The organism is Chlamydiota bacterium, assembly GCA_012729785.1.
Lineage (GTDB): Bacteria > Auribacterota > Tritonobacteria > UBA1439 > UBA1439 > UBA1439.
The window spans coordinates 38643-64720 of record JAAYCL010000015.1; the positions used below are offsets into that span (position 1 = coordinate 38643).

General features: G+C 70.6%; 21 protein-coding genes and 1 tRNA gene. 21 read left to right on the top strand and 1 reads right to left on the bottom strand.

The window, feature by feature from the left end:
• The first annotated feature begins 29 nt into the window (after window positions 1-29).
• Genes GXY35_03420 through GXY35_03430 form a run of 3 tightly spaced genes read left to right on the top strand, consistent with a single transcriptional unit; the run spans window position 30 to window position 5441 of the window.
• Entirely contained in the window at window positions 30-1631 is a 1602-nt protein-coding gene (locus GXY35_03420; GenBank protein NLW93638.1) for a hypothetical protein, read from the top strand.
• Complete coding sequence (locus GXY35_03425; protein ID NLW93639.1) at window positions 1621-3546, top strand: hypothetical protein; 1926 nt, start codon at window positions 1621-1623, stop codon at window positions 3544-3546. The genes GXY35_03420 and GXY35_03425 overlap by 11 nt, the downstream gene beginning before the upstream one ends.
• On the top strand, window positions 3543-5441 hold the full coding sequence (locus GXY35_03430; GenBank protein ID NLW93640.1) for a hypothetical protein: 1899 nt from the start codon (window positions 3543-3545) through the stop codon (window positions 5439-5441). Before GXY35_03425 ends, GXY35_03430 begins: the two co-directional genes overlap by 4 nt.
• Window positions 5442-7099: 1658 nt before the next feature.
• On the opposite strand, the gene rpoN is transcribed toward GXY35_03430, so the two are convergent.
• A complete protein-coding gene (rpoN, locus tag GXY35_03435; protein ID NLW93641.1) occupies window positions 7100-8560 on the bottom strand; it encodes an RNA polymerase factor sigma-54 in 1461 nt (486 codons plus the stop codon).
• 218 nt (window positions 8561-8778) lie between these two features.
• On the opposite strand from rpoN, the gene GXY35_03440 reads away from it, so the two are divergent.
• The 18 genes from GXY35_03440 to mfd all read left to right on the top strand — a co-directional run bounded on the left by GXY35_03440 (window position 8779) and on the right by mfd (window position 26039).
• On the top strand, window positions 8779-9402 hold the full coding sequence (locus tag GXY35_03440; protein ID NLW93642.1) for an N-acetylmuramoyl-L-alanine amidase: 624 nt from the start codon (window positions 8779-8781) through the stop codon (window positions 9400-9402).
• 72 nt (window positions 9403-9474) lie between these two features.
• A tRNA-Leu gene (locus GXY35_03445) sits at window positions 9475-9563 on the top strand.
• Window positions 9564-9604: 41 nt separating this feature from the next.
• On the top strand, window positions 9605-10615 hold the full coding sequence (gene gap, locus GXY35_03450) for a type I glyceraldehyde-3-phosphate dehydrogenase (protein NLW93643.1): 1011 nt from the start codon (window positions 9605-9607) through the stop codon (window positions 10613-10615).
• A 13-nt stretch (window positions 10616-10628) separates the two neighbouring features.
• A complete protein-coding gene (locus GXY35_03455) occupies window positions 10629-11822 on the top strand; it encodes a phosphoglycerate kinase (protein ID NLW93644.1) in 1194 nt (397 codons plus the stop codon).
• A gap of 14 nt (window positions 11823-11836) precedes the next feature.
• Complete coding sequence (locus GXY35_03460; protein NLW93645.1) at window positions 11837-12595, top strand: triose-phosphate isomerase; 759 nt, start codon at window positions 11837-11839, stop codon at window positions 12593-12595.
• Window positions 12596-12640: 45 nt separating this feature from the next.
• A complete protein-coding gene (gene secG, locus GXY35_03465) occupies window positions 12641-12988 on the top strand; it encodes a preprotein translocase subunit SecG (protein NLW93646.1) in 348 nt (115 codons plus the stop codon).
• Between the two features lie 94 nt (window positions 12989-13082).
• Window positions 13083-14081, top strand: a complete 999-nt coding sequence (locus GXY35_03470) for an ABC transporter ATP-binding protein (protein NLW93647.1) — start codon at window positions 13083-13085, stop codon at window positions 14079-14081.
• A gap of 113 nt (window positions 14082-14194) precedes the next feature.
• Window positions 14195-14350 (top strand): small basic protein, encoded by a 156-nt coding sequence (locus GXY35_03475; protein NLW93648.1) that lies wholly within the window; start codon window positions 14195-14197, stop codon window positions 14348-14350.
• A 9-nt stretch (window positions 14351-14359) separates the two neighbouring features.
• Window positions 14360-15097: an rRNA pseudouridine synthase gene (locus GXY35_03480; protein NLW93649.1), complete on the top strand. Its 738-nt coding sequence runs from the start codon at window positions 14360-14362 to the stop codon at window positions 15095-15097.
• Window positions 15094-16398, top strand: a complete 1305-nt coding sequence (locus GXY35_03485) for an SH3 domain-containing protein (GenBank protein NLW93650.1) — start codon at window positions 15094-15096, stop codon at window positions 16396-16398. The genes GXY35_03480 and GXY35_03485 overlap by 4 nt, the downstream gene beginning before the upstream one ends.
• A gap of 153 nt (window positions 16399-16551) precedes the next feature.
• Window positions 16552-17874, top strand: a complete 1323-nt coding sequence (gene rsxC, locus GXY35_03490; GenBank protein ID NLW93651.1) for an electron transport complex subunit RsxC — start codon at window positions 16552-16554, stop codon at window positions 17872-17874.
• Window positions 17867-18814, top strand: a complete 948-nt coding sequence (locus GXY35_03495) for an RnfABCDGE type electron transport complex subunit D (protein ID NLW93652.1) — start codon at window positions 17867-17869, stop codon at window positions 18812-18814. Before rsxC ends, GXY35_03495 begins: the two co-directional genes overlap by 8 nt.
• A 68-nt stretch (window positions 18815-18882) precedes the next feature.
• Entirely contained in the window at window positions 18883-19536 is a 654-nt protein-coding gene (locus tag GXY35_03500; GenBank protein ID NLW93653.1) for an RnfABCDGE type electron transport complex subunit G, read from the top strand.
• Complete coding sequence (gene rsxE / locus GXY35_03505; GenBank protein ID NLW93654.1) at window positions 19533-20198, top strand: electron transport complex subunit RsxE; 666 nt, start codon at window positions 19533-19535, stop codon at window positions 20196-20198. The genes GXY35_03500 and rsxE overlap by 4 nt, the downstream gene beginning before the upstream one ends.
• Window positions 20185-20778, top strand: coding sequence for an RnfABCDGE type electron transport complex subunit A (locus GXY35_03510; protein ID NLW93655.1), 594 nt, complete (start codon window positions 20185-20187; stop codon window positions 20776-20778). The genes rsxE and GXY35_03510 overlap by 14 nt, the downstream gene beginning before the upstream one ends.
• A 63-nt stretch (window positions 20779-20841) precedes the next feature.
• Window positions 20842-21642, top strand: a complete 801-nt coding sequence (locus tag GXY35_03515) for an RnfABCDGE type electron transport complex subunit B (protein ID NLW93656.1) — start codon at window positions 20842-20844, stop codon at window positions 21640-21642.
• Between the two features lie 34 nt (window positions 21643-21676).
• Window positions 21677-22552 (top strand): bifunctional 5,10-methylenetetrahydrofolate dehydrogenase/5,10-methenyltetrahydrofolate cyclohydrolase, encoded by an 876-nt coding sequence (locus GXY35_03520; GenBank protein ID NLW93657.1) that lies wholly within the window; start codon window positions 21677-21679, stop codon window positions 22550-22552.
• A gap of 241 nt (window positions 22553-22793) precedes the next feature.
• On the top strand, window positions 22794-26039 hold the full coding sequence (mfd, locus tag GXY35_03525; protein NLW93658.1) for a transcription-repair coupling factor: 3246 nt from the start codon (window positions 22794-22796) through the stop codon (window positions 26037-26039).
• The last annotated feature ends 39 nt before the right edge of the window (window positions 26040-26078 follow it).

Here is a 26078-nt window from a genome sequence, read left to right on the forward strand (position 1 = left end):
ATCTGACGCGACACCCGGATGACGCCCCCATGGAACACCGGACACGACATTCGCTTCTCGTCCCGGCCCTCCTCTTCGGCCTCTCGTGCCTCGTCCTCGCCCCGACGGTCATCTACCCGTTCGGGAGGGACCAGGGGATCTTCGGCTATGCCGGGCACCTGGCGCGTGCGGGGGGGGTTCCGTTCAAGGATTTCTGGGACCCCAAGCCCCCCGCCCTCTACTACGTCTACGCCCTGGCGGAACTGCTCTTCGGCCGCTCGATGGCGTCGATCAGGATCCTCGACCTCCTCTGGCAGGCAGCGACCGCCGTGCTCATCTTTTGGATCAGGCGGCGCGCAAACCCCCGTCGCATCGACGCGGCGTTCGCCGCGGGGCTTGTCTACATTCTCGCGTATGCGTCGATGGGGTGGTGGAACACCGCCCAGCCGGACTATTTCCTCAACCTGCCGCTCGCGGGAGCGGTCCTGCTCACGCTGCGCGCCTGCGCAGGCGATCGTGCGCGGGGCTGTTCGTTCAGCGTCGGCGCCCTCGCGGCGTGCGCGTTCTATTTGAAGTATCCGATGGGCGCGATGCTTCTCGTGTGCGCGGGGTGCCTCGTCTGGCGGAGGGGCGCGCGGGGCGCCGCCGTCGATATAGCCGCGATGGCGGCCGGGTTCGCAGTCGTCGCCGGGGGGTACGCGCTCTACCTCGCCTGCGTCGGGGCGTGGCGTGAGTTCTGGTATGCGGAGTTCGTGTGGGTGCGGCAGTACGCCCGGCTGGGGGGGATGGCGGGCGGCGCGGCGGGGTTTCTGCGCCTCCGGGACCTGCTGAACTCCCACGTCAGCGTCGTAGCCCTCGGCGTCCTCGCCCTCGCCGGGGGCATCCGGGCGACGACGGGCGGCCGGTCCGGCCTCCCCGCCGCGCTGGTCTCCCTCTGGGCCGTTGTCGCCGCGATCAACCTGTATATCCAGAACAAGTTCTACCTCTACCACTTCGGCCCGCTTCTCGCGCCTTTTGCGATCGGGGCTTCTACCGCGCTGGCGGCTCCGTTCGACCGCAGGATGCGGCCGGCATTTCGTTTCGCCGCCGCGGCCTTCGCCGCGGGCGTGGTGGGGACTTCGTTCGCCTTCGCGAACCCGCGGTACAACGCCTACTGCGTCCGGGTCTACGTCGACACGGTGCGCGTTCTCGCGGGGCGGGAGTCCCCCGCCGGCTATTACCGGAATGTGCGGTTCACCTCGGACGATTTCTCCCTGCCCGCGAACCTCGCGGTGGCGGAGCATTTCGCGCGATGCACCGCCCCCGGCGACACCGTCTTCATCTGGGGGTACGAAACAGTGGTCTATTTCCTCGCGGGGCGGGACTGCCCCACGCGCTTCATCCACAACTTTCCACTGCGCTGCCCGTGGGGGTCGGCGCGCTTCGGCGATGAACTCCTCGCGTCGCTCGACAGGGCGCGTCCGAACTACATCGCGCTCCTCGAGAACGATCCCGTCTGGTGGGCGACGGGTACGCGCGAGGATTCGCTCGAAGCGCTCCGCAGGTACCCGGCCCTCGAGCAGTTCATCGCATCGCGGTACATCCCCGAGGGACGGATCGAGGATTTTCTCCTGTTCAGGCGCCGGGAGGGGGAGGACGGGGATGCGCGCTAGGCGGCGGATCCACGCGGCGGCGCTCGCGGCGCTCTTCTTCTTTGCGTACGCCTGGTTTTTGCCGCCGGGGTCGCCGGAACTGTTCGGGACGAACAACGCCGTCCGGTTCTATCTCGCCAAGAGCCTCGCCTTCGACGGCGACGTCACGATCGAGCGTTACTACCGGGGGGGGATCGACGCCGCCTCCTTCGGCGGGCATCTGTATTCCGGCAAGGCGCCCGCGGCGTCGTGTTTCGCGGCCCCGGTGATCCGGCTGGTCTCCCTCGTCGCGAAGGCGCCGCGCGCCGTTCCCGACCGGGTCTACCTCTACCTGGCGCGGGTCGCGGTGATCTCCATCCCCTCGGTCGCGATGATCCTCGCCCTCCACGGTTTCCTCCTCCGCCTCGGCGTTTCCGACCGGCGCGCCGACCTCCTCTGCCTCGGCTACGGCCTCGGCACGATGGCGTTCCCGTACAGCACGGAGTTCGTCGGGCACCAGCTCGCCGCCGCCTTCCTCTTCTTCGGTTTCCTGGCGCTGGCCTCCGCCCGGGGGATCCGCGGCCCCGGCCGCTTCGGCGCCTCGACGGTTCGGTGCGCCCCGTTCGCGGCGGCAGGCCTCTGCGCGGGCTTCGCCGTCGCCAGCGACTATCAGACGGCGCTGATCGCGGCGCTGCTCTTCGCCGCGATGGTCCCCCTTCGCCGCCCGCGGTGCGTCGCCGCCTTCGCCTTCGGCTGCATCCCCGGCGCGGCGATGATCCTCGCCTACAACCACGCCTGCTTCGGGAACCCGTTGAGTTTTCCCTACGCGCACGAGGCGATGCCGATCGCCCGGCAGGTGCAGGGGCAGGGGCTCTTCGGCGTGCAGACGCCGCGGCTCGTCCCGCTCGCGAAACTCGCCTTCAGCCCCTGGCGGGGGCTCTTCTTCGGCTCGCCGTTCCTCCTCCTGGCCGCGCCCGGCCTGCGGGCCCTGTGGCGCGGGGAGGCGGGGGACGCGGCCGGCATCGGCGACAGACGGCTCGCCGCGATCTGCCTCTGCGCGTGCGGCGGCTACCTCCTCTTCAACTCCTCCTACGGGGCCTGGTCGGGGGGCGCCGGGTACGGCCCGCGGTTCCTCGTCCCCGCGATCCCGTTCCTGTGCATCCCCGTCGCCGCGTTCGCCGTTCGTGCCTCGAGGGGCGCCTGGATCCTGGCGGCGGCGCTCATCGCCTGCTCGGTCGCGTATCATCTCGTCGGGACCGCGGCGGGGCCGCTCGCGCACGAGTACCTGCGGAACCCGGTGCGGGAGTTTCTGCTGCCGTCCCTCCTCCGGGGCAACGTCAGGCCGAACTGGGGGGCGGAGGCGGGATGGCCGCCCGCGGCGGGGCTGGCGGCGCTCGTCGCGATCCTCTCCCTCTGCGGCGTCGTCGCCCGGTCGACCGCGAAAGGCGGAACGGGGGGGGAGGGGCGGAGGCGCCCCGATCCGGCCGGGCGGGCGCTGCTGTTCCTCTGCGCGGCCGCCGCGGGCGCGATGGCGCTGCTCTTCCTCCTGCACCGCACGGAGGAGACGGCCTACCGCTATGGGGTGCTCGGCCACGGCTACGAGGTCGCGGGGGACGCGGATGCGGCGATCGCCTGCTTCGAGAAGTCGCTGGAGATGGACCCGCGCGACGGCAGGGTGATCGACGACCTCACCAGGCTGCTGATCGAACGGGGCGACCACCGGCGGGCGCTCGAGGCGAACATCCGCGCGTTCTCCGTGGCGCCTCGCCCCCAGGCGGGCGAGCGCTGCGCCCTCCTCGCGCGCCTCGCGTCCCTCTCGGAGCGCATCGCCACGTCGCCGGGAGACGCCGCGCTGCGCGCCGAACACGCCCGTCTCCTTGAGGGGCTTGGGGTCCAAACCGCGGCTACGCCGGACGGGCGAAACGCCGCCGGCGAGACGATGGGGCGGTCACGGTGAAGGCGAGACCATCGGGAGAGGCGCGCGGCGGCGTCGCGGGGAGCGGCACCTGGTGGCCGGTTCCGTGGATCCTCCTCGCCGTGGCGGTTGTCTTCTGGGGGCCGGTCGCCTCCCAGATGGGGAACTGGGGCGAGGATATGTGGCACCGGGCGTTTACGCTCGCCGGCGCCGCGCGGAAGACGATCCTGGAGTACCGCCAATTCCCCTTCTGGAACCCGTACCTTTCGGGCGGGGCTCCGCTCCTCGCCAACCCCGCCTCCTCGTTCCTCTCGCCGTCGTTCGTCCTCGTGCTCGCGGCGGGTACGATCCCGGGCCTCAAGCTCAGGATCCTGCTGGCCCTCTGGATCGGCCTCTGCGGGGGCTGGTTCCTCGGGCGGCGGATCGCCCCGGGGCGGGTGTCGCCGTTGGCGTGCGCGTTCCTCTTCATGCTCGGGAGCTGGTACCCGCTCTACATGTCACGATGGCACGACGAGTTCATCCCGTTCGTATACGTCCCGTGGCTGCTCGCCTTCTTCATCCTCGCCGAGGAGGAGAGGAGATGGGCCGCGCCCGCGGGGGGCACGCTCGCACTGATGTTCATGGAGGGTGGGGTATACCCGGTCCCCTACGCGGTGCTGTTCGTCGCGGTGTTCGCCGCGTGCGAATCCCTCAGGCTCCGGCGGCCCGCGCCGCTCGCCGCCCTCGGCCTGCTCCTCCTCGTCGGCGCTCTCCTGGCCGGTTTGAAGCTCCTCCCCTCGATCGATCTCCACCTGCGCCATCCGAGGCCCACCTTCTGGAGGGAGCCGGCGCTGCCGTGGCGGGCGGTGCCCAGGATGCTGTGGGGGAGGGACCAGCTCTCCCCGAGCGGCTTCAGGGGGGCGTGGCTGGGGTGGTGGGAGTACGGGATGTACGTGGGGGTCGTCCCGCTGGCGCTGGCGCTCGTCGGCCTGCGCGTGCAGATGCGCCGCATCTGGCCGATCGCGGCGACGGGCCTTCTCTTCGGTGCGCTCGCGTTCGGGGACTACGGGCCCCTCTCCCCCTGGCGATGGGTCCACCGCCTCCCCGTCTTCTCCTCGATGCACGACCCGGTGCGTTTTCGTGTTCTTGTCGTGCTCTGCGTCGCGATGCTCGCCGCCAGGGGCCTCTGCTGCATCGAGACGGTTTGGACGGAGAGGAGGCGCGGATTCGGGCGCGCCTGCGCCGCCGCCGCCGCCGCGTGGATGCTCGTCGATCTCTGGAGCGTCTGCGGCGGCATCTACGGGACGGTCGCGCGCGTCCGGCCGGGTGCCCCCTCGCGGCGGGGGCCGTTCCGCCAGGCGAAGCTTCCGAAAGCGGAACAACAGGGGCCCCGCGCCTACCGCTGCTTCATCGAAAACGAAGGGCTTGTGAACAACTACGAGCCGCTCGATCTGCCCGACGCCGGGGTGCTGGCCTATGACGAGCCGGGCTATCGGGGGGAGGCGTGGCTCGATGGAGTGGGGGGACGGGTCGTTACGGAGCTCTGGACGCCCAACCTCCTTCGCTTCCGGATCGAGACCGCGCGGGAGGCGACGCTGGTGGTCAACCAGCGCTACGATTCCGGGTGGCGCGCGGGGGACGGCCCCGCGGCGCGCAGAGGCGGACTCCTCGCGGCGAGGCTCTCCCTCGGCGTGCAGGTCGTCACCCTGCGGTATGTCCCCCCGCTCTTCGGAGCCGGCTGCGCCCTCTCCGTGCTCGGGGCCGCCCTCGCGGTCGCCGTCTGGCGCGGGAAACGGGAGACCGCCGCCCCGCCACGTCAGCCGCTTCGGCCGGCCGGGGGGGCGGACGGCGCGACTCTGACGAACAACGCCTCCATCAAAACCGCTTGCGGGTCCGTGAATAGCGGCCTCGACGTCGACGGATCGAACAGGACCGCGGGCCGCGCGTCGGCCACGTAGCAGGGGACCGACAGCCGGCCAACGTACAGGAGCCGCGACAGCGCGCCCCCGGCCACGAGCGGGTCGATCAGGTTCGGGTCGTCGATGCGGCGCTCCCGGTAGCAGCGGGCGTAGAGCGCGAGGTACCGCCTGAGCACGAGCTGCGGCGTGGAGTCCGGCGGCCGCATCAGGCGCGGCGACAGGAACCATGCGGCATCGTCGGCCCGCCGGTCCGTCTCGCGCGCGAGCCGGTACAGCGCGCGGTGGTCGAAGTAGAAATAGTACTTGAGCTTCTCTGCCCACCACCGTTTCTCCTCGATGCGGCAGTCGATCCGATTGGCCGTGATGCCGAGGAGGAGGCGCGTGCTCGAGACGTTGGCCCACACGAGCGCTCCGTAGAGCGCGAGGACGGGGGCGGAGACGGCGAATCTCCGCACCCATGACCGCTTTTCCGCGAGCAGGCCGTCCCAGGCGATCCCGATCGTCAGGAATACCGGCAGCGTGCACGAATCCCACCGCTCGACCACCCACGAGTCGTACAGGAACGAATGCCCCGCGTCGAGGAGGAACCATGCCCAGAGGATCCGCACCGCCCGTCTCCGCCGCTCCCGGAACGCCGCGTACAGGTAGACGGCGAAGAAGATGACGATCAGGGCCGGCCCGAGACGGTCGCGGTCGTACAGGTTTGTGTGGATGTAGAGCTCCTGAAACCCGTACAGGCTGGAGCGTATCCCGGCCCAGACGAAGACGAGATGGTCGCGAAGCGGCGGGCGGGGCGGGGTGAGGGCGAAGCGCCCCGGAACGCGGTGGAAGACCCAGAAGTCCAGTTTCGACGCGGCGGGCTCGGCGTCGCTCTGCACCCAGTAGAGGAGGTAGAGGGAGCCGAAGACGGCGACGAACCCCAGCAGCGCCGCGCCGGCGATCCGGGCGCGCCCCGCGCGCGGCGGCGGCCGGACAACCGCCGGGGCGAGCAGGAGGGGCAGGGCGACGACGTTCTTCATGTGCGCCGCCAAGCTCAGGGCCGCGGCGGCCCCCGCGGCGAACGCCCAGGCGAGCGGATGCCGCTCCCTCCGTCCGGGATGAACCGCCCCGCTCGCGGCGAGGACGACCCAGACGAAGACGAGGGTGAACAGGTTGGCGAGCGGATTGTCGTCGGCGGTGGTGATGAGCCACGAGTAGCCGAGCGTGAAGAGGGGGGCGATGCTCGTCGCCAGCATGACCGGGAAGCGCCGCATCGTCCCCCTGCAGATCAGGAAGAGGGCGGGGACGGTGAGGACGGCGCAGACGAAGGTGCAGATCTTGAACCCCGCGAGGAAGTCCCAGCCGCCCCACGGCTCGTACGCCTTCGCGAACGCGTAGACCAGGGAGAACATCAGGAGATGGAACTTCGTGAACCAGCCCTTGACGGCGAGGCCTGAGAGGAGGGTCATCCGCCCCTCCATCGGCGCGAGGGAGACGGCCCAGTTGAGGGTGTCCCCGTCCACGCAGAGATTGGCGGAGAGGGTCCACCCGTAGATCCCCGCGACGAGCGCCATCGCCGCGAGGAGCGCAACAAGGCGTGCCGCGCTCGATCGACCGGGCATCATAGGGACACACTATACCGCCCCGCCGCGCCGTTGTGAAGCGAGAGGCGGGTCCGCCCCCGTGGCGCGCAACGGACGCGCCGCCGGGCGCGGCGGCTAGAGCCGGCGGCGCATCGATGAGGAGGGGATCTTCAGCTCCTTGCGGTACTTCGTGATGGTCCGCCGGGCGAGGGGGATGCCGTTTTCCTTCAGCTTCTCGATGATCTGCTGGTCGCTGAGCGGGTGCCGCGGATCCTCCTGAGAGCAGATCCGGTGGAGCATCGCCTTGATGTTCCTGACCGAGACGCTGTCGCCGTCCGATGAGCGCACGCCCGCGCTGAAGAAGTATTTGAGATCGTAGAGGCCGTGCGGCGTCTGGAGGTATTTGTTCGCGATCGCCCGGCTCACCGTGGACTCATGGATCCCGAGCGCGTCCGCCACCTCCTGCATCGTGAGCGGCTTCAGCGAGGGGACGCCGTCCTCGAAGAAGTCGCGCTGTTTCCGCACGATCTCCTCGGCGATGCTGGCAATCGTCTTCTGCCGCTGCTCGATGTTCCTGAGGAGCCACTGCCCCCCCTTGATCTTGTCCCTGATGTAGGATCTGGTGGCCTTCTCGGTGCCGGGGTCGCCGATCATCCGCCGGTAGAGGGACGAGATGCGGAGGTGCGGGACGCGGTCGTCGTTGAGGATGACCTTGAAGCCGTCCCCGTCCTTCTCCACGAACGCATCGGGGACGATGTACTGCTCGGGCTCGATCGAGAAGGCGCGCCCCGGCTTCGGGTCGAGCGTCGCCACGAGCTCCGCGGCCTTCTGCACCTGGAGCGGGGAGACCTTCATCAGGCGCGCGATCCGGCGGTAGCTCCGCGCGCCCAGGGCGTCCAGATGCCGCTCGACGATCCGGTAGGCGAGGCTCTCCTTCTTGCCGAGGCGCGCGAGCTGGATGAGAAGGCACTCCCGGAGGTTCCGCGCGCCCACCCCGACCGGGCTCAGGGACTGGACGAGCGCGAGCATCTCCTCGACGAGCCCCTCCGCGATCCCGAGTTTGCGGGCGATCTCGTCGACGCCGACCTGGAGGTAGCCGTTGTCGTCGATGTTGCCGATGATCGTCTCGCAGATCCGCTTCCTCTCCTCGTCGAGGAGGGCGATGCCGATCTGGTCGAGAAGGTTCTCCTGGAGCGTCTCGGGCTTCACCACCGACGCCTCGAGGAAACGCCGCTTCTCCTCGTCCTCCTCCGAGTAGGCGCGGTAGGAGCCGCTCTGCCGGAAGTACTCCTTCCACTCGTCGTCGATCCTGGCGAGCCGGTTGAACTCCTCCTCGAACGAGAGCTCGCCGCGGTCCTCATCCGGCTTCGTCTCGTCCTCCTCCCGCTCGCGTTCCTCCGCCGTCTCCTGGGACGCCTCCTGGACCTCCTCCTCGAGAAGCTCCTCCTCGAGCACCGGGTTCTGTATCATCTCCTGGCGGATGACCTGCTGGAGCTGCTGGAGGGGGAGCTGCAGCAGCTTGATGGCCTGCTGCATCTGCGGTGAGAGGATGAGCTTCTGCGTCTGACGCTGGACCTGCTCGAACCTGAGTGCCATGCCCCGATGCCTCCGCCGTGCGCGGTGAAGATACTACATGCGGCGTGGGGACGTCAAGATCCGATAGCCGCACGCCTCCGTCCCCCGCCCCAACGACACACGGCCCCGCCGAGATCGGGCGATAAACGCGCTTGCCGGGGGGGGCGGGGTGTGGTACGCTCCTCCGCGATACCGCAACGGGGTTGGAGGAGGCGGATCGACGGGCGGAATTGGAGCTGATGCGCGCGGGAATCACGCCGTTGCTGCGCGGCATCCTCGCCGCGGGGGTGCTGCTGGCTTCCCCTGCCTTTTTCGGGGGGGCCGAGGCCACCCCCCTCAAGAAGCACCACGCCTGGCGGCACATCGTCATCCACCACAGCGCCACCCGCAAGGGCAACGCCGCGATAATGGATCGTTACCATCGGAACCATAGGCGGATGCACAACGGGCTCGCCTACCATTTCGTCATCAACAACGGAACCTGCGGCACCCGCGACGGGGAGGTCGAGGAGGGGAAGCGCTGGAGCAGGCAGATCGCGGGCGGGCACGTGCGCCAGGACTGGCTCAACGGGAGCGGGATAGGGATCTGCCTCGTCGGCAACTTCAAGCGGCACCAGCCGACCAGGAAGCAGATGGAGTCGCTCGCGGCCCTGGTGGACAGGCTCAGGAAGGCCCACCGCATCCCGATCAGCTGCGTCAAAGGGCACGGGGAGTTCGGCGGCGAGCGCACGGAGTGCCCCGGCAAGTATTTCTCGATGGAGAAATTCAGACGGCGCCTGCGGGAGCACGACGCCCGTGCGGCGCGGAAGAAGAAGGCGCCGAAACGGGGCGCCGCCGGGGCGAGGGCCGGCCGCGCCGGGTGAATTCCGCTGGCCTTCCCGCCCCTCCTCGGGTATACTTTTTCCCATTCAGTCGGGTCCCTCGCACACAACGGTGCGGAAGTGGTGGAACTGGCAGACACGCAAGGTTGAGGGCCTTGTGACCCTAACGGGTCATGGGGGTTCAAATCCCCCCTTCCGCACCATCTGTTTCCCCGCGCGGCGACGATTCCTTTCGGAGGAGAAGATGAACGTGAGAGTGGGTATCAACGGCTTCGGGCGCATCGGGCGCCAGGTGTTCAGGATACTGCAGAAGGAGGGGATGGAGGGGATCGAGGTCGCCGCGGTCAACGACCTGACCGACGCCCCGACCCTCGCCCACCTGTTGAAATACGACTCCGTCCACGGCCGGTTCAACGGTTCGATCGCCGTGAAGGAGGGCGCCTTCTCGGTGAACGGGCGTGACGTCGCGGTGCTGTCGGAGAAGGACCCCGCCCTGCTCCCCTGGAAGAAGCTCGGCGTGGAGATCGTGCTCGAGGCGTCGGGCGTCTTCAGGAAAAAAGAGCAGCTGCAGAAGCATATCGACGCGGGGGCGCGCAAGGTGCTCCTGACCGTTCCGGCGAAGGGGGAGATCGACGCGACGGTGGTGATGGGCGTGAACGAGGGAGCCATCCGGCCCGCACACCGGTTCATCTCCAACGCCTCCTGCACCACCAACTGCCTCGCGCCGATGGCGAAGGTGCTTCACGAATCGTTCGGCATCGAGCACGGCTTGATGACGACCATCCACTCGTACACGAACGACCAGCGCATCCTCGATCTCCCGCACAAGGACCTGCGGCGCGCGCGCGCCGCCGCGATGAACATGATCCCGACCACCACCGGCGCCGCGACCGCCGTCGGCAAGGTCATCCCCGAACTGAAGGGGCGGCTGGACGGCATCTCGATCCGGGTGCCGACCCCCGACGTCTCGATCACCGACCTGACGGCGGCGGTGAAGCGGCCGGCGACGGCCGAATCCGTCAATGACGCGATGCGGGCCGCCGCGAACGGGCCGCTGCGCGGGGTGCTCGACTACTGCGACGAGCCGCTCGTGACCGCGGACTTCGTCGGGAATCCGGCCTCGTGCATCTTCGACTCCCTCTGTACGATGGTCGTGGACGGGCGCCTGGTGAAGATCGTCGGCTGGTACGACAACGAGTGGGGCTACTCGTGCAGGTGCGTCGATCTCCTGAAGCTGCTCGCGGGGATGCGGTAGGAGCGTACAGGCGATGGAGAAGCTGTTCATCGAGGATTTGGATCTCAAGGGGGCGCGCGTGCTGATGCGCGTCGACTTCAACGTGCCGCTCGACGCAGACGGGCGGGTGGCGGACGACAGCCGCATCCGCGCGGCCCTCCCGTCCATCGAGCACGTCCTCGGGCACGGCGGCAAGCTCGTGTTGATGTCGCACCTCGGGAGGCCGAAGGGGAGGCCTGTCCCGTCGATGAGCCTCGCCCCCGCCGCGGCGCGCCTGGGCGAGCTGATCGGGAAACCGGTGCGGCAGCTCGACGACTGCGTCGGCCCCGAGGTGGAGGCGGCGGTCGCGGCGATGGCGCCCGGCGACGCGGTGATGCTCGAGAATCTTCGGTTCCACCCCGAGGAGGAGAAGAACGATCCGGTCTTCAGCAAAGCCCTCGCCGCGCTCGGCGACCTGTACGTCAACGACGCCTTCGGCACCGCGCACCGCGCGCACGCATCCACCGTCGGGGTGACGAGATTCCTCCCCAGGGCCGCCGCGGGGTTCCTGATGCGCGACGAGCTCGAGTACCTCGGGAAACTGCTCTCCGACCCCGCCCGCCCCTTCGTCGCGATCCTGGGCGGCGCGAAGATCTCGACGAAGATCGCGGTCATCGAGAGTTTGCTGCGGAAGGCCGACCGGGTCCTCATCGGCGGCGCCATGAGCTACACGCTGCTCGAGGCGCAGGGGGTGCCCGTCGGCGCCTCGCTCGTGGAACCCCGGATGCGCGAGACCGCCCGCGGGATGCTGGAGGCGGCGTCGCGCGGGAGGGCGCCGCTCCTCCTTCCCGAGGACCACCGCATCGCGGAGAAGGTCGAGGAGGGGAGCCCGCTGCGCACCGTCGGACGGGACGGGATACCCGCCGGCTGGATCGGGGTGGACATCGGGCCGCGCACCGTCGCCTGCTACGGGGCGGAGATCGACGCCGCGCACACGATCTTCTGGAACGGGCCGATGGGCGTCTACGAGGTGCCGGCGTTCGCCGCCGGGACGCGCGAGATCGCGCGGCGGGTCGCGGCGTCGAGGGGGGTGAGCGTCATCGGCGGGGGGGACTCGGTGGCGGCGGTGAACGAGTTCGGGCTCGCCGACAGGATCACGCACATATCCACCGGGGGCGGCGCGTCCCTGGAGTTCCTCGAGGGGCGGGAACTGCCGGGCGTCGCGGCACTGACGGAGGCATACTCTTGACCAGGGGAGACACAATGCGCAGGCCGATGATCGCCGGCAACTGGAAGATGCACAAGAATCTGAGGGAGTCGATCGAGTTGGTGACCGCCCTGAAGCGGGAGCTGCACTCCGAGAACGACCGGGACGTGGCGGTCTGCCCGCCGTTCACCGCCCTCGCCACCGTCGGGGAGATCCTGCAGGGGAGCGGCATCCTGCTCGGCGCGCAGGACATCTCGTACGAGCCCGAGGGCGCCTTCACCGGGGAGGTGAGCGGCGTGATGCTCAAAGACGTCGGCTGCCGGCTCGTCATCATCGGGCACTCGGAGCGGCGGCGGCTCTTCGGCGACACGAACGAGGTCGTGAGGAGGAAGATCGGCGCCGCCCTGCTCGTGGGGCTCACCCCGATCGTCTGCGTGGGGGAGACGCTCGACAAGAGGGAGCAGGGCGTCACCGACGAGGTCCTCAGGAAGCAGTGCGACGGCTCGTTCGAGAAGCTCGGCGAACAGGAGTTCAGGCGGTGCATCATCGCCTACGAACCGGTCTGGGCCATCGGGACCGGACGGACCGCCACCCCCGCGCAGGCCTCGGCGGCGCACGCCACCATCCGTCTCTGGGCGCGGGAGCGCTACTCCGCGGCGACCGCGGAGGCGCAGCGGATACTCTACGGCGGCAGCGTCACGCCGGACAACATCGAGGCCCTGATGGCGACGGAGGAGATCGACGGCGCGCTCGTCGGCAACGCGAGCCTCAAGCCGGAGTCGTTCAGCCGCATCGCGCGGTTCCGCGTACAGTAGCCTCGCCGCGGATTCCGCGGCAAGGCGCGACACAAGGAGAGGGGTATGCTGTTCATCATCGTGGCGATCGTGCACGTGACGGCCTGCATCCTTTTGATCGTCGCCGTCCTGCTCCAGTCGGGGAAGGACGCGGGGCTCTCGGGGGCGTTCGGCCTCGGGGGCGGCGGGCAGACGATATTCGGCGCCCGGGCGGGGGACGTGCTCACGCGCGCGACCACCGTGCTCGCGGTGACGTTCGTGATCACCTGCCTCGCCTTCACTCGAATCCGCCCCCCCGGGGCGGGGTCGGTGGCGAGCAGCTCCGTCACCGCGAAGGTCCCGGCGCCGGCCGCGGAGCCCGTCTCCGCCCCCGTGCCGGCGGAGGCGGAAGGCGCGCCGGGGGAGGCGAGGTAGTTTCGCCCGCTGCGCGGCTGCACGGAACCGCCGGCCCTCGCGGCCGGCGGATTTTTCTTCCCGGGCCGCCGCCCCGGGCGCGCGGGTGCAACCGATGGGCGAGCTTCTCCTCGACCTCAGGGATCTCAGGACCCAGTACCGGACCGACGGCGGGGTCGTCAGGGCCGTGGACGGGGTTTCGCTCTCAATCTGCGCGGGCGAAACCGTCGGCCTCGTCGGCGAGAGCGCGTGCGGGAAAAGCGCCATGGCCCTCTCGATACTGGGACTCATCGAGCCCGGCGAGGGGTGCGTCGCGGGCGGGGAGGTGCGCTGGCGCGGAACCGATCTGCGCCGGCTCGGCCCCCGGGGGATGCGGCGCATCCGCGGCCGGGAGATCGCGATGATCTTCCAGGACCCGTTCGCCTCCCTGAACCCGGTCTTCACGGTCGGCGCGCAGATCGGCGAGGCCGTGCGGCTGCACCGCGGCGCCGGACGGCGCCGGGCGCGGGAGATCGCGCTCGAGGCCCTCGCGCGGGTCGGCATCCCCGACCCCGGCGCGCGCCTCGAAGAGTACCCGCACCGGCTCTCGGGGGGGATGCAGCAGCGGGTGATGATCGCGATGGCGCTCGCCTGCTCCCCGAGGATGCTGATCGCCGACGAGCCCACCACCGCCCTCGATGTCACCGTGCAGGCGCAGATCCTCGATCTCCTCTCCGAGGTGCAGAAATCGACCGGGATGGCGCTCCTGCTCATCACGCACGACCTCGGCGTGGTCTCGGAGATGGCGGACCGGGTCGCGGTGATGTACGCGGGAAGGATCGTCGAGGAGGGGCCCGCGGCGGCGCTGCTCTCCTCGCCGCGGCACCCGTACACCCGGGCGCTTCTGGATTCCATCCCGCGCCTCGGTGCGCGCCGTCGCCGTCTCAAGGTCATCGGCGGGAACGTGCCCGACCCGCTCGATTTCCCCCCCGGGTGCCGGTTCCATCCGCGCTGCGGGATGGCGGAGCGGATCTGCCGCGAGCGGGATCCGGCGCTGCGGGCGGTGGGGGAGGGACGGAGATCCGCCTGCCATTTCGCCGAGCGTATGGGTGGACGAGGCGGGCATTCCCCTTGACGAGGCGCACGGCGTGGTGCAAAATGACCGATTGTTCGATCGCGCCCGGGGCGTCGAGGCGCGGGACCGTGCGCGGGGAACGGAGTAAACGACGGCAAGAGAAGGAGCGGGGGATGAGCAGGCACTCGAGCTTCGGCGGCAGCGGCAAGATCAAGGTCAAGAGGAACGTCCTCAAACGATACGAGCGGATCGACCTCCTCAAGGCCAAGGGGAAATGGAAGGAGGGCGACAAGGCCCTCGGCCTCGCCAAGACAAAGGTCACGGGGTGATCTGAGGGGATGAAGCAGCGCCTGCAGAAACTGCTCGCCGACGCCGGTCTCGGGTCGCGCAGGGGGTGCGAGGCGCTCATCGTCGAGGGAAGGGTGAGCGTCAACCGCCGCGTGATCACGGAGCTCGGCGCCGCCGCGGACCCGGACCGGGACGTCGTCGCCCTGGACGGGGAGCGGATCCGTCCGGCGCCCAAGATGTACCTGATGCTCAACAAGCCGCCCGGCTTCCTCTGCACCAGCAGGGACGAGAAGGGGCGGCCCACGGTCCACCGGCTCCTGAAGGGGGTGCGCGGCAGGGTCTACACGGTGGGGCGCTTGGACGCGGACGCCGAGGGGCTCCTTCTCCTGACCAACGACGGAGACTTCGCGCAGCGGGTCGCGCACCCCGGCGGCACGGTCGGGAAGACCTACCAGGCGGAGATCCGGGGCGCGTTGGATTCGAAGGGGCGCACGGGCATCGAGCGGGGTATCGTGCTCGACGGCCGCAGGACGCTCCCCGCCGAGATTCTCCGGGAGGACCCGGTGGACGGAGGGACGAGGGTTTTGCTGCGCATCCGCGAGGGGAGAAACCGGCAGGTCAAGCGGATGTTCCTCTCGGTCGGGTGTCCGGTGCGCCGCCTGCGGAGGGTCGCGATCGGCGGGCTGGTGCTCGGCGACCTCCCGCGGGGGGCGTATCGGCGCCTCGAGCGGAAGGATATCCAGAAGCTGTTCGCCGGGGCCAAACCGCCGCGGGGAGGGGGGAGATGAACAACGCATTCTTGCGGCGCGGGGCGTGCGCCGGCCTTCTCGTCGCGGCCGTCTGGGGCGGGCCGTCGTCCGGCGCGCTGGGCCCTTTCCCCTGCGACGGCGAGATCAACACCGACAGCGCCAATCTGCGCGCGGGCCCGAGCCTCAACTACGAGGTGGCGCACCGTCTCGACCGCGGGGCGCCGGTGCTGGTCACCGGGCACAGGAGGGGGTGGTATCGCGTCGAGTCGCCGGAGGAGGCGATCTTCTACGTCTCCGCGCGCTACCTCTCCGACGGTGCGGTGGTCTGCGGCAGACTCAATGTCCGCGTCGAGCCGTCTCCCTCCGCGACCGTCGTCTGCCAGCTCGTGCGGGGAGAACAGGTCGAGGAGATCGAGCGGGACGGCGAGTGGGCGGCGATCAAGGCGCCCGACTGCGCGGAACTGTGGGTCAGCGCCGAACTGATCACCGTGTGCTCCGAAGAGGACGAGGAGGGGGAGGCGTCCGCCGCGCCGGCCGCGTCGCCGTCCGCACCCGCGGCCGCCCAGACGCCCGCGCCGGCCCCGTCGCCGGCCGCACCCGTGGCCGCCCAGACGCCCGCCCCGGCCCCGTCGCCGTCCGCACCCGCGGCCGCCCAGACGCCCGCGCCGCTCGCGTCGCCGCCCGCACCCGCGGCCGCCCAGACGCCCGCGCCGGCCGCACCCGCGGCCGCCCAGACACCCGCGCCGGCCGCATCGCCGTCCGAACTCGCGGTCGCCCGGACGCCCGCGCCGGCCGCGTCGCCGCCCGAACCCGCGGTCGCCCGGACGCCCGCGCCGGCCGCACCGCCGTCCGAACCCGCGGCCGTCCAGACGCCTGCGCCGGCCGCACCGCCGCCCGCACCCGTAGTCGCCCAGACACCCGCGCCGGCCGCGTCGCCGTCCGCACCCGTAGTCGCCCAGACACCCGCGCCGGCCGCACCGCCGCCCGAACCCGCGGCCGCCCGGACACCCGCGCCGGCCGCACCGCCGCCCGCACCCGCGAGCGAGGAGACGCCCGAGCCGGCCGCCGGGACGGCGAGCACTCGCGTCGCGGCCCGGCCCGAAAATGTTCCGTGCAGGAAGAGGGGAAAGCTTGTCCGGGCGGACGCGCGCGGGATGCGCGGTGCGCCGTACTGCCTTGTCGACGGTTTTTTCGTGCGGCGAGTCGTTGCGCTCGTCGATTCAAACACGGTCAATCTCGGACACTACGAAGGTGACCGGGTGAAGGTGTGGGGGTACGAGCGTTTCCGGGATCCGGCCGGCGTCCCTGTCGTGGATGTGCGCCGCCTCGAGGTGGAGTAAGCGCGGAGGCGGGGTTAAGGCGCACGGGGAACACGATTCGCCGCTCTCCATCACCGCGCCGCGAGCGGATCGCGTGAGCCGCTCGATCCCTCCATCGGCAATCAGGGCGGTTCCGGCGGGTTCCGGCAACGCGGGGAAAGGGGCGTCGGGGAGATGAAGGCGCGCACCTTTCGGGGGGGCGTGCACCCCTCGGGGCGCAAGGAGCTGACGGCGGGGCGCCCGATCAGGGTCGCCGCTGTTCCCGCATCAGTGAGGATCCCGCTCCACCAGAACGCCGGGCAGCCGCCGCGTCCGGTCGTGGAAGCCGGGCAGCGCGTCCGCACCGGCGAGCTGATCGCCGAGGCGTCGGGCCGCGTCTCCGCGTGCCTCCACGCGAGCATCTCGGGAACGGTCAAGTCGATCGGACCGGTCCCCGTCCCGTACGGGGGGACGGACACCGCGATCGAGATCCAGGGGGACGGGAACGACGAGCGGGGGTGGGGGCCGGGCGCGCCGGACCCGTTCGCCCTGACGGGGGAGGAGATCTCGGAGCGGATCCGCCTCGCCGGGATCGTCGGGCTCGGCGGCGCCGAGTTCCCGACGCATGTCAAGCTCCGGCCGCCGCCGGGGAAGAAGTTCGACTGCCTGATCATCAACGGGGCGGAGTGCGAGCCGTATCTGACCGCCGATCACCGCCTGATGGCGGAGCGTCCGGCCGACGTAATCGCGGGGACGCGCCTGCTGATGAAGGCCGCCGGCGTAGCCCGGGCCCGCATAGGCGTCGAGTCGAACAAGCCCGACGCCTTCTCGGCGATCGCCGCGGCGGCGGCGAGGGACAAAGGCATCGAGGTGATTTCGCTGAAGGTGAAGTACCCGCAGGGCGCGGAGAAGCAGCTGATCGCGGCGCTGCTCGGCCGGGAGGTCCCGCCCGGCGCCTTGCCCGCCGACGTCGGCACCGTGGTCCAGAACGCGGGGACCGCCGCGGCGGTCGCCGAGGCGGTGCGCGACGGCAAGCCGCTCTACGAGCGCGTGGTGACCGTCTCGGGGAGCGGGGTGCGGGAGCCGGGGAACTGGCTCGCGCGCGTCGGGACGCCGTTCTCGGATCTCGTCGCGCAGAGCGGAGGCCTCGTCCCCGGCGCCGCGATGGTCATCATGGGGGGGCCGATGATGGGGACGGCGCAGTGGACGCTCGATGTCCCCGTGGTCAAGGGGACCTCCGGGATCGTCGTCTTGACGGAGGACGAGACCGCCGCGGGGCACGACGCCCCCTGCATCCGCTGCGGCCGCTGCCTCGCGATATGCCCGATGGGGCTCTCGCCCGCCCTGCTGCGGCAGGCGGTGGAAAAGGAGCGCTGGGATCTGGCGGGGGAGCTCGGCGCGACGGAGTGCATCGAGTGCGGCGCCTGCGCGTTCGTCTGCGCCTCGGGACGCGACCAGGTGCAGGGGATCCGGAGGTCCAAGCTCGAGCTTTCGAAGAAGGGGGGGAAGGGTGGCTGACGCGTCCCGGCTTCTGATCCTCTCCTCCCCGCCGTTCGTGCGCGAGGGGGATTCGGTCGCGAGGGTGATGTGGCGCGTGAATCTGGCCCTGCTCCCCGCCCTGGCGTGGGGGGTCTGGTCGTTCGGGCCCGACGCCCTGCGCGTCACCGCGGCCTGCGCGGCGGCCTGCGTGCTCACCGAGGCGGCGATCCAGAGGCTGCGCGGGAAGCCGGTGACGGTGGCCGACGGAAGCGCTGTCGTGACCGGCATCCTGCTCGCCCTCAACCTCCCGCCCGGCATCCCGACCTGGATGACCGTCGTCGGGAGCGTCGTCGCCATCGCCGTCGCGAAGCAGGCGTTCGGGGGGCTCGGCTTCAATATCTTCAACCCGGCCCTGATCGGGCGGGCGTTTCTGATGGCCTCGTATCCGGCCCCGATGACCTCCTGGCGCCCCTACGGCGCGTGGGACGCCGTCACGACGGCGACCCCGCTCGGGATCGTCAAGGAGAAGCTCTCGGCCGCGCTCCCCTCGTACGCGGAGATGTTGTTCGGGAAAACCGGCGGCTGCATCGGCGAGACCTCGACGCTGCTGCTCCTCGCCGGGGCGCTGTACCTGCTCTGGAGAGGCGACATCACCTGGCATGTCCCGGCATCCTTCCTCGCGTCGCTCGCCCTCGTCAGCCGCCTGAGCGGCCGCGATCCGCTTTTCTCGCTGCTGGCGGGGGGGGCCGTGCTGGGCGCCTGCTTCATGGCCACCGACATGGTGACCGTGCCGCTCTCGGGGAAGGGGAGGCTGATCTTCGGCGCGGGGTGCGGCTGCATCGCCGGCATGATACGCGCCTGGGGCGGCTATCCGGAGGGGGTCTGCTACGCCATCCTCCTCATGAACGCGTTCACGCCGGTGATCGACCGGTACACGCAGCCCCGCCGTTTCGGCGGGAGGCGGAGGAGCGCGGGATGAGGGAGGCGGGTCGGCGCGGCTGTCGGGGAGTTGTCAGCCCCGCGCCAAGGACGCATCGGTGAACTGACATGGGCGACATCGCGAAGCTCTGCCTCATCCTGACCGTTGTCTGCGTCCTGAACGGACTGGCGCTCGGCTACGTCTACGACGCGACGAGGGCGGCGATCGATCGGAGCGCGGCCGGGCGGCTGGCCTCCTCCCTCGCGCTGGTCGTGCCCGGCGCAAAGAGTTTTTCGGAGAAGAAGCAGGCCTCCCTCGCGGGCGGTCGTTCGCTCGACTACTATGAGGGGTTCGACGCCGAGGGGAAGGCCGTCGGCTACGCCCTCTCCGCGGAGCGGCAGGGGTATCAGAGTCTTCTCAGAATGCTCGTGGGGATCGACGGGGCGGGGGTCATCCTGGGGATGCGGGTTCTCGAGCAGGCCGAGACCCCCGGGCTGGGGGCGCGCGTGGACGAGGTGGAAACGCGCGAGACGCTCTGGGGCCGTCTTGCGGCCCTCCTCGGCGCCGGGCGTGCGGCGGGGGGGGAGGCGCCCGGGGAGCCGTGGTTCCAGGCGCAGTACCGGGGGCTCGCGCCGAGCGAACTGAAGCTCCTCGCCTCCGCGGAGACGGGCGGCGGGATCCACGCCGTCACCGGCGCCACGGTCACGAGCCGCGCGATCACGGATGCGGTCCGGGAGTCGATCGAGCTCTTCCTCGCGGCGAAGAAGGACGGCGGCCGATGAACGCCACGAAAAGGAAACAGGACGGCTTGTGGAACGAGTTTGCGAAGGGGCTCTTCGCCCAGAACCCGATCTTCGTGATCGTCCTCGGCCTCTGCCCGACGCTCGCCGTATCGGTGAGCATCGAGAACGCGATCGGGATGGGGGCGGCCGCCAGCTTCGTGCTCCTGGCGTCGAACATCGTCATCGCGGCCCTGATGGCGCTTTTCGGCAAGATCCTCTCGCCGGGGATGCTCGCCCAGGTGAAGAAGATCAGGATACCGATCTACATCGTGATCATCGCCTCGTTCGTCACCATCGTGGATTTGCTGATGAACGGCTTCGCCCCGGCGCTCTACGCGAAGCTCGGCCTCTACGTCCCGCTGATCGTGGTCAACTGCATCATCCTGGGCCGGGCGGAGGCGTTCGCGGCGTCGAACGGCGTCGTCGCCTCGGCGCTCGACGCCCTCGGAATGGGGCTCGGCTTCACGCTGGCGATGCTCCTCCTCTCCACCGTGCGCGAGGTGATCGGGGCCGGGAAATTCTACGGGTACCCGGTCTTCGGCCCCGGCTACTCTCCGATGCTCATCCTCACGCTCGCCCCCGGGGCGCTCCTCACCTTCGGGCTGTTCATGGGGCTCTTCAGGCATCTGAAGAACATGCGAGGCGGCAATGGATCTCTTTGAACTCTTCTCCATATTCATCGGCGTCGCCCTGGTGCACAACTTCATCTTCTGCCAGTTCCTCGGCCTCTGTCCGTACATCGGCGTGACCGAGCGGACCTCCTCCGCGATGGGGATGGGGATGGCGGTCATCTTCGTGATGGTGATCTCCTCCGCGATCACCTGGGCGGTCTACCAGTGGCTGCTCGTGCCGCTCAAGATCACCTACCTGTACATCATCGCCTTCATCCTGGTGATCGCCGCGTTCGTCCAGCTCGTGGAGATGTTCCTCCAGAAATCGGTCCCCGCCTTGTACCGGGCGCTCGGCATCTACCTGCCGCTCATCACCACCAACTGCGCGGTGCTCGGCGTGGTGGTGCTCAACATGCGGCTCTTCGACTCGCCGAACAGCCTCGTGAAATGCGTCATCCAGGGGTTCGGGGGAGGGGCGGGTTTCATGCTCGCGATGCTCATCATGGCCGGGATACGGGAGCGGCTCGAGCTCGCGGACGTCCCCGCGGCGCTCAGGGGGATGCCGATCGCCCTCATCACCGCGGGGCTCACCGCGATCGCGTTCCTCGGTTTTGCGGGGTTGTCGATATAGCGGGAGAGGGGATGCCGTTTCGCCGTGCCGGTCGCGGTCGTTGAACGTCGAGGGGCGCTCGATATGTCTTCGGTGGTGCTCTACTCCACGGTCGTCCTCGGGGCGATGGGCCTCGCCCTCGGCTTCCTGCTCGCGGTCTTCAGCCGCATCTTCGCGGTGCGGCTCGACCCGAGGATCGAGGCGGTCTCCGACGCGTTGGCCGGGCTCAACTGCGGCGTCTGCGGCTACCCCGGCTGCGCCTCGTTCGCCGAGGCGATCGTGGCGGGGAAGGCGGCCGCGAACGGGTGCGCCCCGGGCGGGCGCCAGACGGTGCACAAGATCGCCGCGATCCTCGGCGGGGAGGCCGTCTTCGCCGAACCGATGGTCGCCGCGGTCCGGTGCAGGGGGGGGAGGAGCGCGGCGAAGGAACGGGCGGTCTACCGGGGCATCCGCGACTGCGTGTCGGCCGAACTGATCGGGGCGGGTCCCAAGGCGTGCGTCTACGGCTGCCTCGGGATGGGCTCCTGCGTCGACGCCTGCCCGTTCGGGGCGCTCCGGATGGGCGCCGAGAACCTTCCTGAACTGGTCGAGGAGAAGTGCACGGCGTGCGGGAAATGCGTCGCGGCCTGCCCGCGGCGGATCATCGCCCTGGTCCCCCGCCGGCAGAAGGTTTATCTGGGGTGCGTGTCGCGGGACAGGGGGAAACGGGTGAAGGAGGTCTGCGCCGCGGGGTGCACGGCGTGCGGTCTCTGCGCGAGCCCGAAGGTGACGCCGTCGGGGAAGGTGGTCTTGCGCGGCAACCTCCCCGATTTCCCGCCGGACTGGGAGGATTTCAAGGCCGCCGCGGAGAAGTGCCCGTCGCACTGCTTCGTCCTCCGCCCCTGACCTCCCGCGCGACGGTTCGACCGAGGGCGCGATCATGCTTTTGGACGGCACAAGGATAGGCGCGGAGATCCGGCGCGAGGTCGCCGGCGGCGTGGCGGCGCTCCGCCGGGAGCGGGGCGTCGTTCCCGGCATCGCCTTCGTCTCCGTCGGCGACGACCCCGCCTCCCGTTCCTACGTGGCGATGAAGGAGAAGGGCTGCGCCGAGGTCGGGATACGCTCCCGGCAATGCACCTTCCCCGCCGCCGTCGGGAAGGGCCCGCTCCTCGAGACGATCCGCCTCCTCAACCTCGATCCGGCGATCCACGGCATCCTCGTCCAGCTCCCCCTGCCGCCCGGCATCGACGCCCTCGAAATCCTCTCGGCGGTCTCGCCGGAGAAGGACGTGGACGGGTTCCACCCGCTCAACGCCGGGAGGACGCTGCTCGGCGCCGGGGGATTCCGCGCGTGCACGCCGGCGGGCATCGTCGAGCTCCTCCTGCGCTCGGGCGGTTCGTGGGAGGGGAAGGACGTGGTGGTGGTCGGGCGCAGCGCGATCGTGGGGAAGCCGCTCGCCGCGATGCTGATGCAGCGGGACAGGCGGGCGAACGCGACCGTGACGGTCTGCCACACCGGGACGCGCGATCTCGCCGCGCACACCCGGCGCGCCGACATCGTGGTCGCGGCGCTCGGGCAGCCGCGCTTCCTCAAGGCGGCGATGGTCCGCGAGGGCGTCACGGTCATCGACGTCGGCATCAACAGGATCGAGGACCCCGCCTCCCCGCGCGGCTACCGGATCGCGGGCGACGTGGATTTCGACGAGGTCGCCCCGAAGGCGGAGGCGATCTCCCCCGTCCCGGGAGGCGTCGGGCCGATGACCATCGCGATGCTCCTGTCCAACACGCTCCTGGCCGCGCGCCGGCTGGCCCGCTGAGGCGTCCCCGCGGCGTTCGCGCCCCCGTCCGTTCACGGCTCGCCGCTCCGGGCCTTGACTTTCCCTTGCGCGCGGGGTATCCGTGAAGGTGGAGGGAACGGGGTGCCCGGGGCAGGGTATCCGAGGCCTTCCGCGCGCCTGGACGCCCCGGGGGTCCTCGGATCGGCCCGCGGGCACCCTTCCCGTCTTCGCCTCCCGCGCCTCTTTGTAACCCCGCGGGGAATGTGCTATTTTCAACCGTATGCGTTCCGATCTCCGCGCACCCCCCGCCGACCTGGAGGCGGCGCGCCGCCTCCTCGCGGACTGCTGCCTGCGCGCCCCCTCCGCGGCGCGTCTGCTCGACCGCCTCGCCTCCGGCGAATCGCCCGGCGTCTCCGGCGTCTTCGGTTCCGCCTCCGCCGTGCTGCTCGCGGCGGCGCGGGAGCGGCTCCGGAAGCCGATCCTCCTCGTGACGCCGGGGCCGCGCGAGGCCGAGGAGGCCGCCGGGGACCTCGCCACGGTCGCGGGCGGATCGATCCTGCTCTTCCCGGCGTGGGAGACGCTGCCCGGGGAGGGGATCGAACCGCACCCGGATCTGGTAGGCGACCGGTTCCGCGCCCTCGCCGCCCTCGCCGCTGCGCGGCCCGCCGGCGCCCCCCCGATCGTCGTCGCCCCCGCGCGGGCGATCGCCCAGCGCGTCCCGCTCCCCGCGGCGTTCGCCGCGGAGATCCTCTGCATCCGCCGCGGGGGGAGCGTTTCGATCGAGGAGCTCGTCAGGCGGCTCGAGGGGGGCGGCTACCGCAGGGTGGAGATGGTCGAGTGGAAGGGGGAGTACTGTGTCCGGGGCGGCATCGTCGACGTCTTCCCCCCCGACGCGGAGGAGCCGGTGCGGCTGGAGCTCTGGGGCGACGAGGCGGCGACGATCAGGTCGTTCCACGCGGGGACGCAGCGCGCCTCCGGGGAACTGGACGCCGTCGCGCTCACCCCGGCGTCCGAGAAGGCCCTCCTCGAACGCCGGGCGGCGGCGCGGGGGACCATCCTCGACTACCTCCCGGCGAGCGCCCTCGTGGCGCTGCAGGAGCCCGCGGCGGTGGACAAGGCGTTCGACGGCCTCCAGGGGACCGCCGGGGCGTTCCTCTCCCCGGAAGAGACGAGAGCGGCCCTGGATGCGCGGCAGGCGCTGCGCCTCGCCCTGCTGCCGGCCGACGGCCTCGAGATGACGCTCTCTCCGGATTTCCGATCGCTCGAGCCGTACCGCGCCCTCGCCCTGGGGCCGGAGACGGGCGGGGGGTGGGGGGGGCGCATCTTCACGCAGCTGGCGGAGTGGGCCGCCGCGGGGGCGCGGATCTGCCTCTTCTGCAACGCCGCGGGGGAGCGGCAGCGTTTGGAGGAGCTGCTCCGCGAGCGCGGCATCGTCTTGCCGCCCGAGAGCGTTGTCGCGCTGGGTTCGTTGCGCGCGGGGTTCTTCTCGCCCGCGGGACGCCTCGCCGTCGTCACCGACGGGGAGCTGTTCGCGCGCTACCGCGTGCGGCGCTTCCGGAGAAGATTCAAGGGCACCGCCCAGATCACGGGGTTCGCGGCATTCAGGGCCGGCGACCGCGTGGTGCACGCGGGGCACGGGATCGGGATCTACCGCGGCGTGGCGAGGCTCCCGAAGGACGGCGTCGAGCGCGACTTCCTCGTCCTCGAGTACGCGGAGAAGGCCAAGCTCTACGTCCCGATTGACCAGGCGGGGCTCGTGGAGCGGTACGTGGGGGTCGGGAAGGGGGCGCCGCTCCTCGACCGGCTCGGCGGCTCCCGCTGGAAATCCGCGCGGGTGGCGGCGCAGCGGGCGATATTCGACTACGCGGCGGAGATCCTCCAGCTCCAGGCCGCGCGGCGGGCGCAGCCCGGCTTCGCCTTCCCGGCGGGCGGGGACTGGGAGCGGGAGTTCGAGGAGGCGTTCATCTACGAGGAGACGCCGGACCAGGCGGCGGCGATCGCGGAGATGAAACGCGACATGGAGAGCCCGCACCCGATGGACCGCCTCATCTGCGGGGACGTCGGCTACGGGAAGACCGAGGTGGCGATGCGGGCCGCATTCAAGGCGGTGACGGCGGGGAAGCAGGCTGCCGTGCTCGTCCCCACGACGGTCCTGGCGCAGCAGCACCTGCGCACCTTCTCGGACCGTTTCGCCGACTACCCGGTGCGGATCGAGATGCTGAGCCGATTCCGCACCGGCCGGGAACAGGCGGCGGTGCTCGAGGGGCTTGCAGACGGGACGGTCGACATCGTCATCGGGACGCACCGCCTCGTCCAGGGCGACGTGGCGTTCAAGGATCTCGGGCTCGTCATCATCGACGAGGAGCAGCGGTTCGGCGTCCGGCACAAGGAGCGGCTGAAGAAGCTCCGCCTCACGGTGGACGTGCTCACCCTCACGGCGACGCCGATCCCGCGCACCCTCTACCTGTCGCTGTCGGGGATACGGGACATGTCCACGATCGAAACCCCGCCGGAGGACCGGCTGTCGGTCGAGACGACGGTGCGGGGGTACGACAGGCGCCTCATCGCGGAGGCGATCCGGCGCGAGCTCGCCCGGGAGGGGCAGGTCTATCTCGTCCACAACCGCATCGAGACGATCGACCGGGCGAGGGAGGCGGTGGAGCGGCTCGTTTCCGAGGCGACGGTGGCCGTCGCGCACGGGCGGATGGGGGACGAGGAGCTCGAGGAGGTGATGCGCCGCTTCGTCGAGGGGGATGTCGACGTCCTCGTCTGCACGACCATCATCCAATCCGGCCTCGATATCCCCAACGCCAACACCATCCTCATCGACCGCGCGGACCGGTTCGGCCTCGCCGAGCTCTACCAACTGCGCGGGCGCGTCGGGCGCTACCGGCACCGGGCCTACGCCTATCTCCTCTACCCGCCGGGGGAGCGGCTCCTCGACGACGCGCAGCAGCGCCTGCAGGCGATCCTCGACCATCCGGGCCTCGGCGCCGGCTTCAGGATCGCCCTGCGCGACCTCGAGATCCGGGGCGCGGGGAACATCCTCGGGCACGAGCAGAGCGGCCACATCGCCGCCATCGGCTTCGATCTCTACTGCAAACTGTTGAAGCGGAGCGTCGACCGGATGCGGGGGAAGGAGATCACCGGCATCGAGGAGATCGGGGTGAACCTCCCGTACCGGGCGGAGATCGCCGCGGCGTACGTTCCGTCGGAGTCCCAGCGGATAGATCTGTACCGGAGGATGGGGGGGATCAGCGCGGAATCGGACGTGGAGGCGCTCGAGGGGGAGATGCGCGACCGGTTCGGGCCGCCTCCGCCCGAGACGAAGCTCCTCATCGAGATCTGCCGGCTGCGGCTCGCCGCGCGGGAGCGGGGGATCAGGTCGGTGTCGCTGAAGGAGGACCGGATCGTCGCCGTGCGCCACGGCGAGGAGCTCCGGCCCGGCGGCCGCTATCCGCGCCTCGTCGCCCGGGATCCTCTCGCCGCCGTGCGGGAGATCCGAAACACGCTGGCGCGCCTCTGATCCGCGCCCCGGTTTTTCCGGGCGGTCGCGCCCGGGCCC

What these genes read in the sequence shown, in the direction of transcription:
- GXY35_03470 (NLW93647.1), top strand. Translation starts at nt 13,083, where the DNA reads ATGGGCGAGCTTCTCCTCGACCTCAGGGATCTCAGGACCCAGTACCGG.
- rsxC (NLW93651.1), top strand. Translation starts at nt 16,552, where the DNA reads ATGAAGGCGCGCACCTTTCGGGGGGGCGTGCACCCCTCGGGGCGCAAG.
- gap (NLW93643.1), top strand. Translation starts at nt 9,605, where the DNA reads ATGAACGTGAGAGTGGGTATCAACGGCTTCGGGCGCATCGGGCGCCAG.
- GXY35_03440 (NLW93642.1), top strand. Translation starts at nt 8,779, where the DNA reads ATGCGCGCGGGAATCACGCCGTTGCTGCGCGGCATCCTCGCCGCGGGG.
- GXY35_03510 (NLW93655.1), top strand. Translation starts at nt 20,185, where the DNA reads ATGGATCTCTTTGAACTCTTCTCCATATTCATCGGCGTCGCCCTGGTG.
- GXY35_03500 (NLW93653.1), top strand. Translation starts at nt 18,883, where the DNA reads ATGGGCGACATCGCGAAGCTCTGCCTCATCCTGACCGTTGTCTGCGTC.
- secG (NLW93646.1), top strand. Translation starts at nt 12,641, where the DNA reads ATGCTGTTCATCATCGTGGCGATCGTGCACGTGACGGCCTGCATCCTT.
- rsxE (NLW93654.1), top strand. Translation starts at nt 19,533, where the DNA reads ATGAACGCCACGAAAAGGAAACAGGACGGCTTGTGGAACGAGTTTGCG.
- GXY35_03455 (NLW93644.1), top strand. Translation starts at nt 10,629, where the DNA reads ATGGAGAAGCTGTTCATCGAGGATTTGGATCTCAAGGGGGCGCGCGTG.
- GXY35_03485 (NLW93650.1), top strand. Translation starts at nt 15,094, where the DNA reads ATGAACAACGCATTCTTGCGGCGCGGGGCGTGCGCCGGCCTTCTCGTC.
- GXY35_03480 (NLW93649.1), top strand. Translation starts at nt 14,360, where the DNA reads ATGAAGCAGCGCCTGCAGAAACTGCTCGCCGACGCCGGTCTCGGGTCG.
- GXY35_03520 (NLW93657.1), top strand. Translation starts at nt 21,677, where the DNA reads ATGCTTTTGGACGGCACAAGGATAGGCGCGGAGATCCGGCGCGAGGTC.
- GXY35_03420 (NLW93638.1), top strand. Translation starts at nt 30, where the DNA reads ATGGAACACCGGACACGACATTCGCTTCTCGTCCCGGCCCTCCTCTTC.
- GXY35_03515 (NLW93656.1), top strand. Translation starts at nt 20,842, where the DNA reads ATGTCTTCGGTGGTGCTCTACTCCACGGTCGTCCTCGGGGCGATGGGC.
- GXY35_03460 (NLW93645.1), top strand. Translation starts at nt 11,837, where the DNA reads ATGCGCAGGCCGATGATCGCCGGCAACTGGAAGATGCACAAGAATCTG.
- rpoN (NLW93641.1), bottom strand. Translation starts at nt 8,560, where the DNA reads ATGGCACTCAGGTTCGAGCAGGTCCAGCGTCAGACGCAGAAGCTCATC.
- GXY35_03425 (NLW93639.1), top strand. Translation starts at nt 1,621, where the DNA reads ATGCGCGCTAGGCGGCGGATCCACGCGGCGGCGCTCGCGGCGCTCTTC.
- GXY35_03475 (NLW93648.1), top strand. Translation starts at nt 14,195, where the DNA reads ATGAGCAGGCACTCGAGCTTCGGCGGCAGCGGCAAGATCAAGGTCAAG.
- mfd (NLW93658.1), top strand. Translation starts at nt 22,794, where the DNA reads ATGCGTTCCGATCTCCGCGCACCCCCCGCCGACCTGGAGGCGGCGCGC.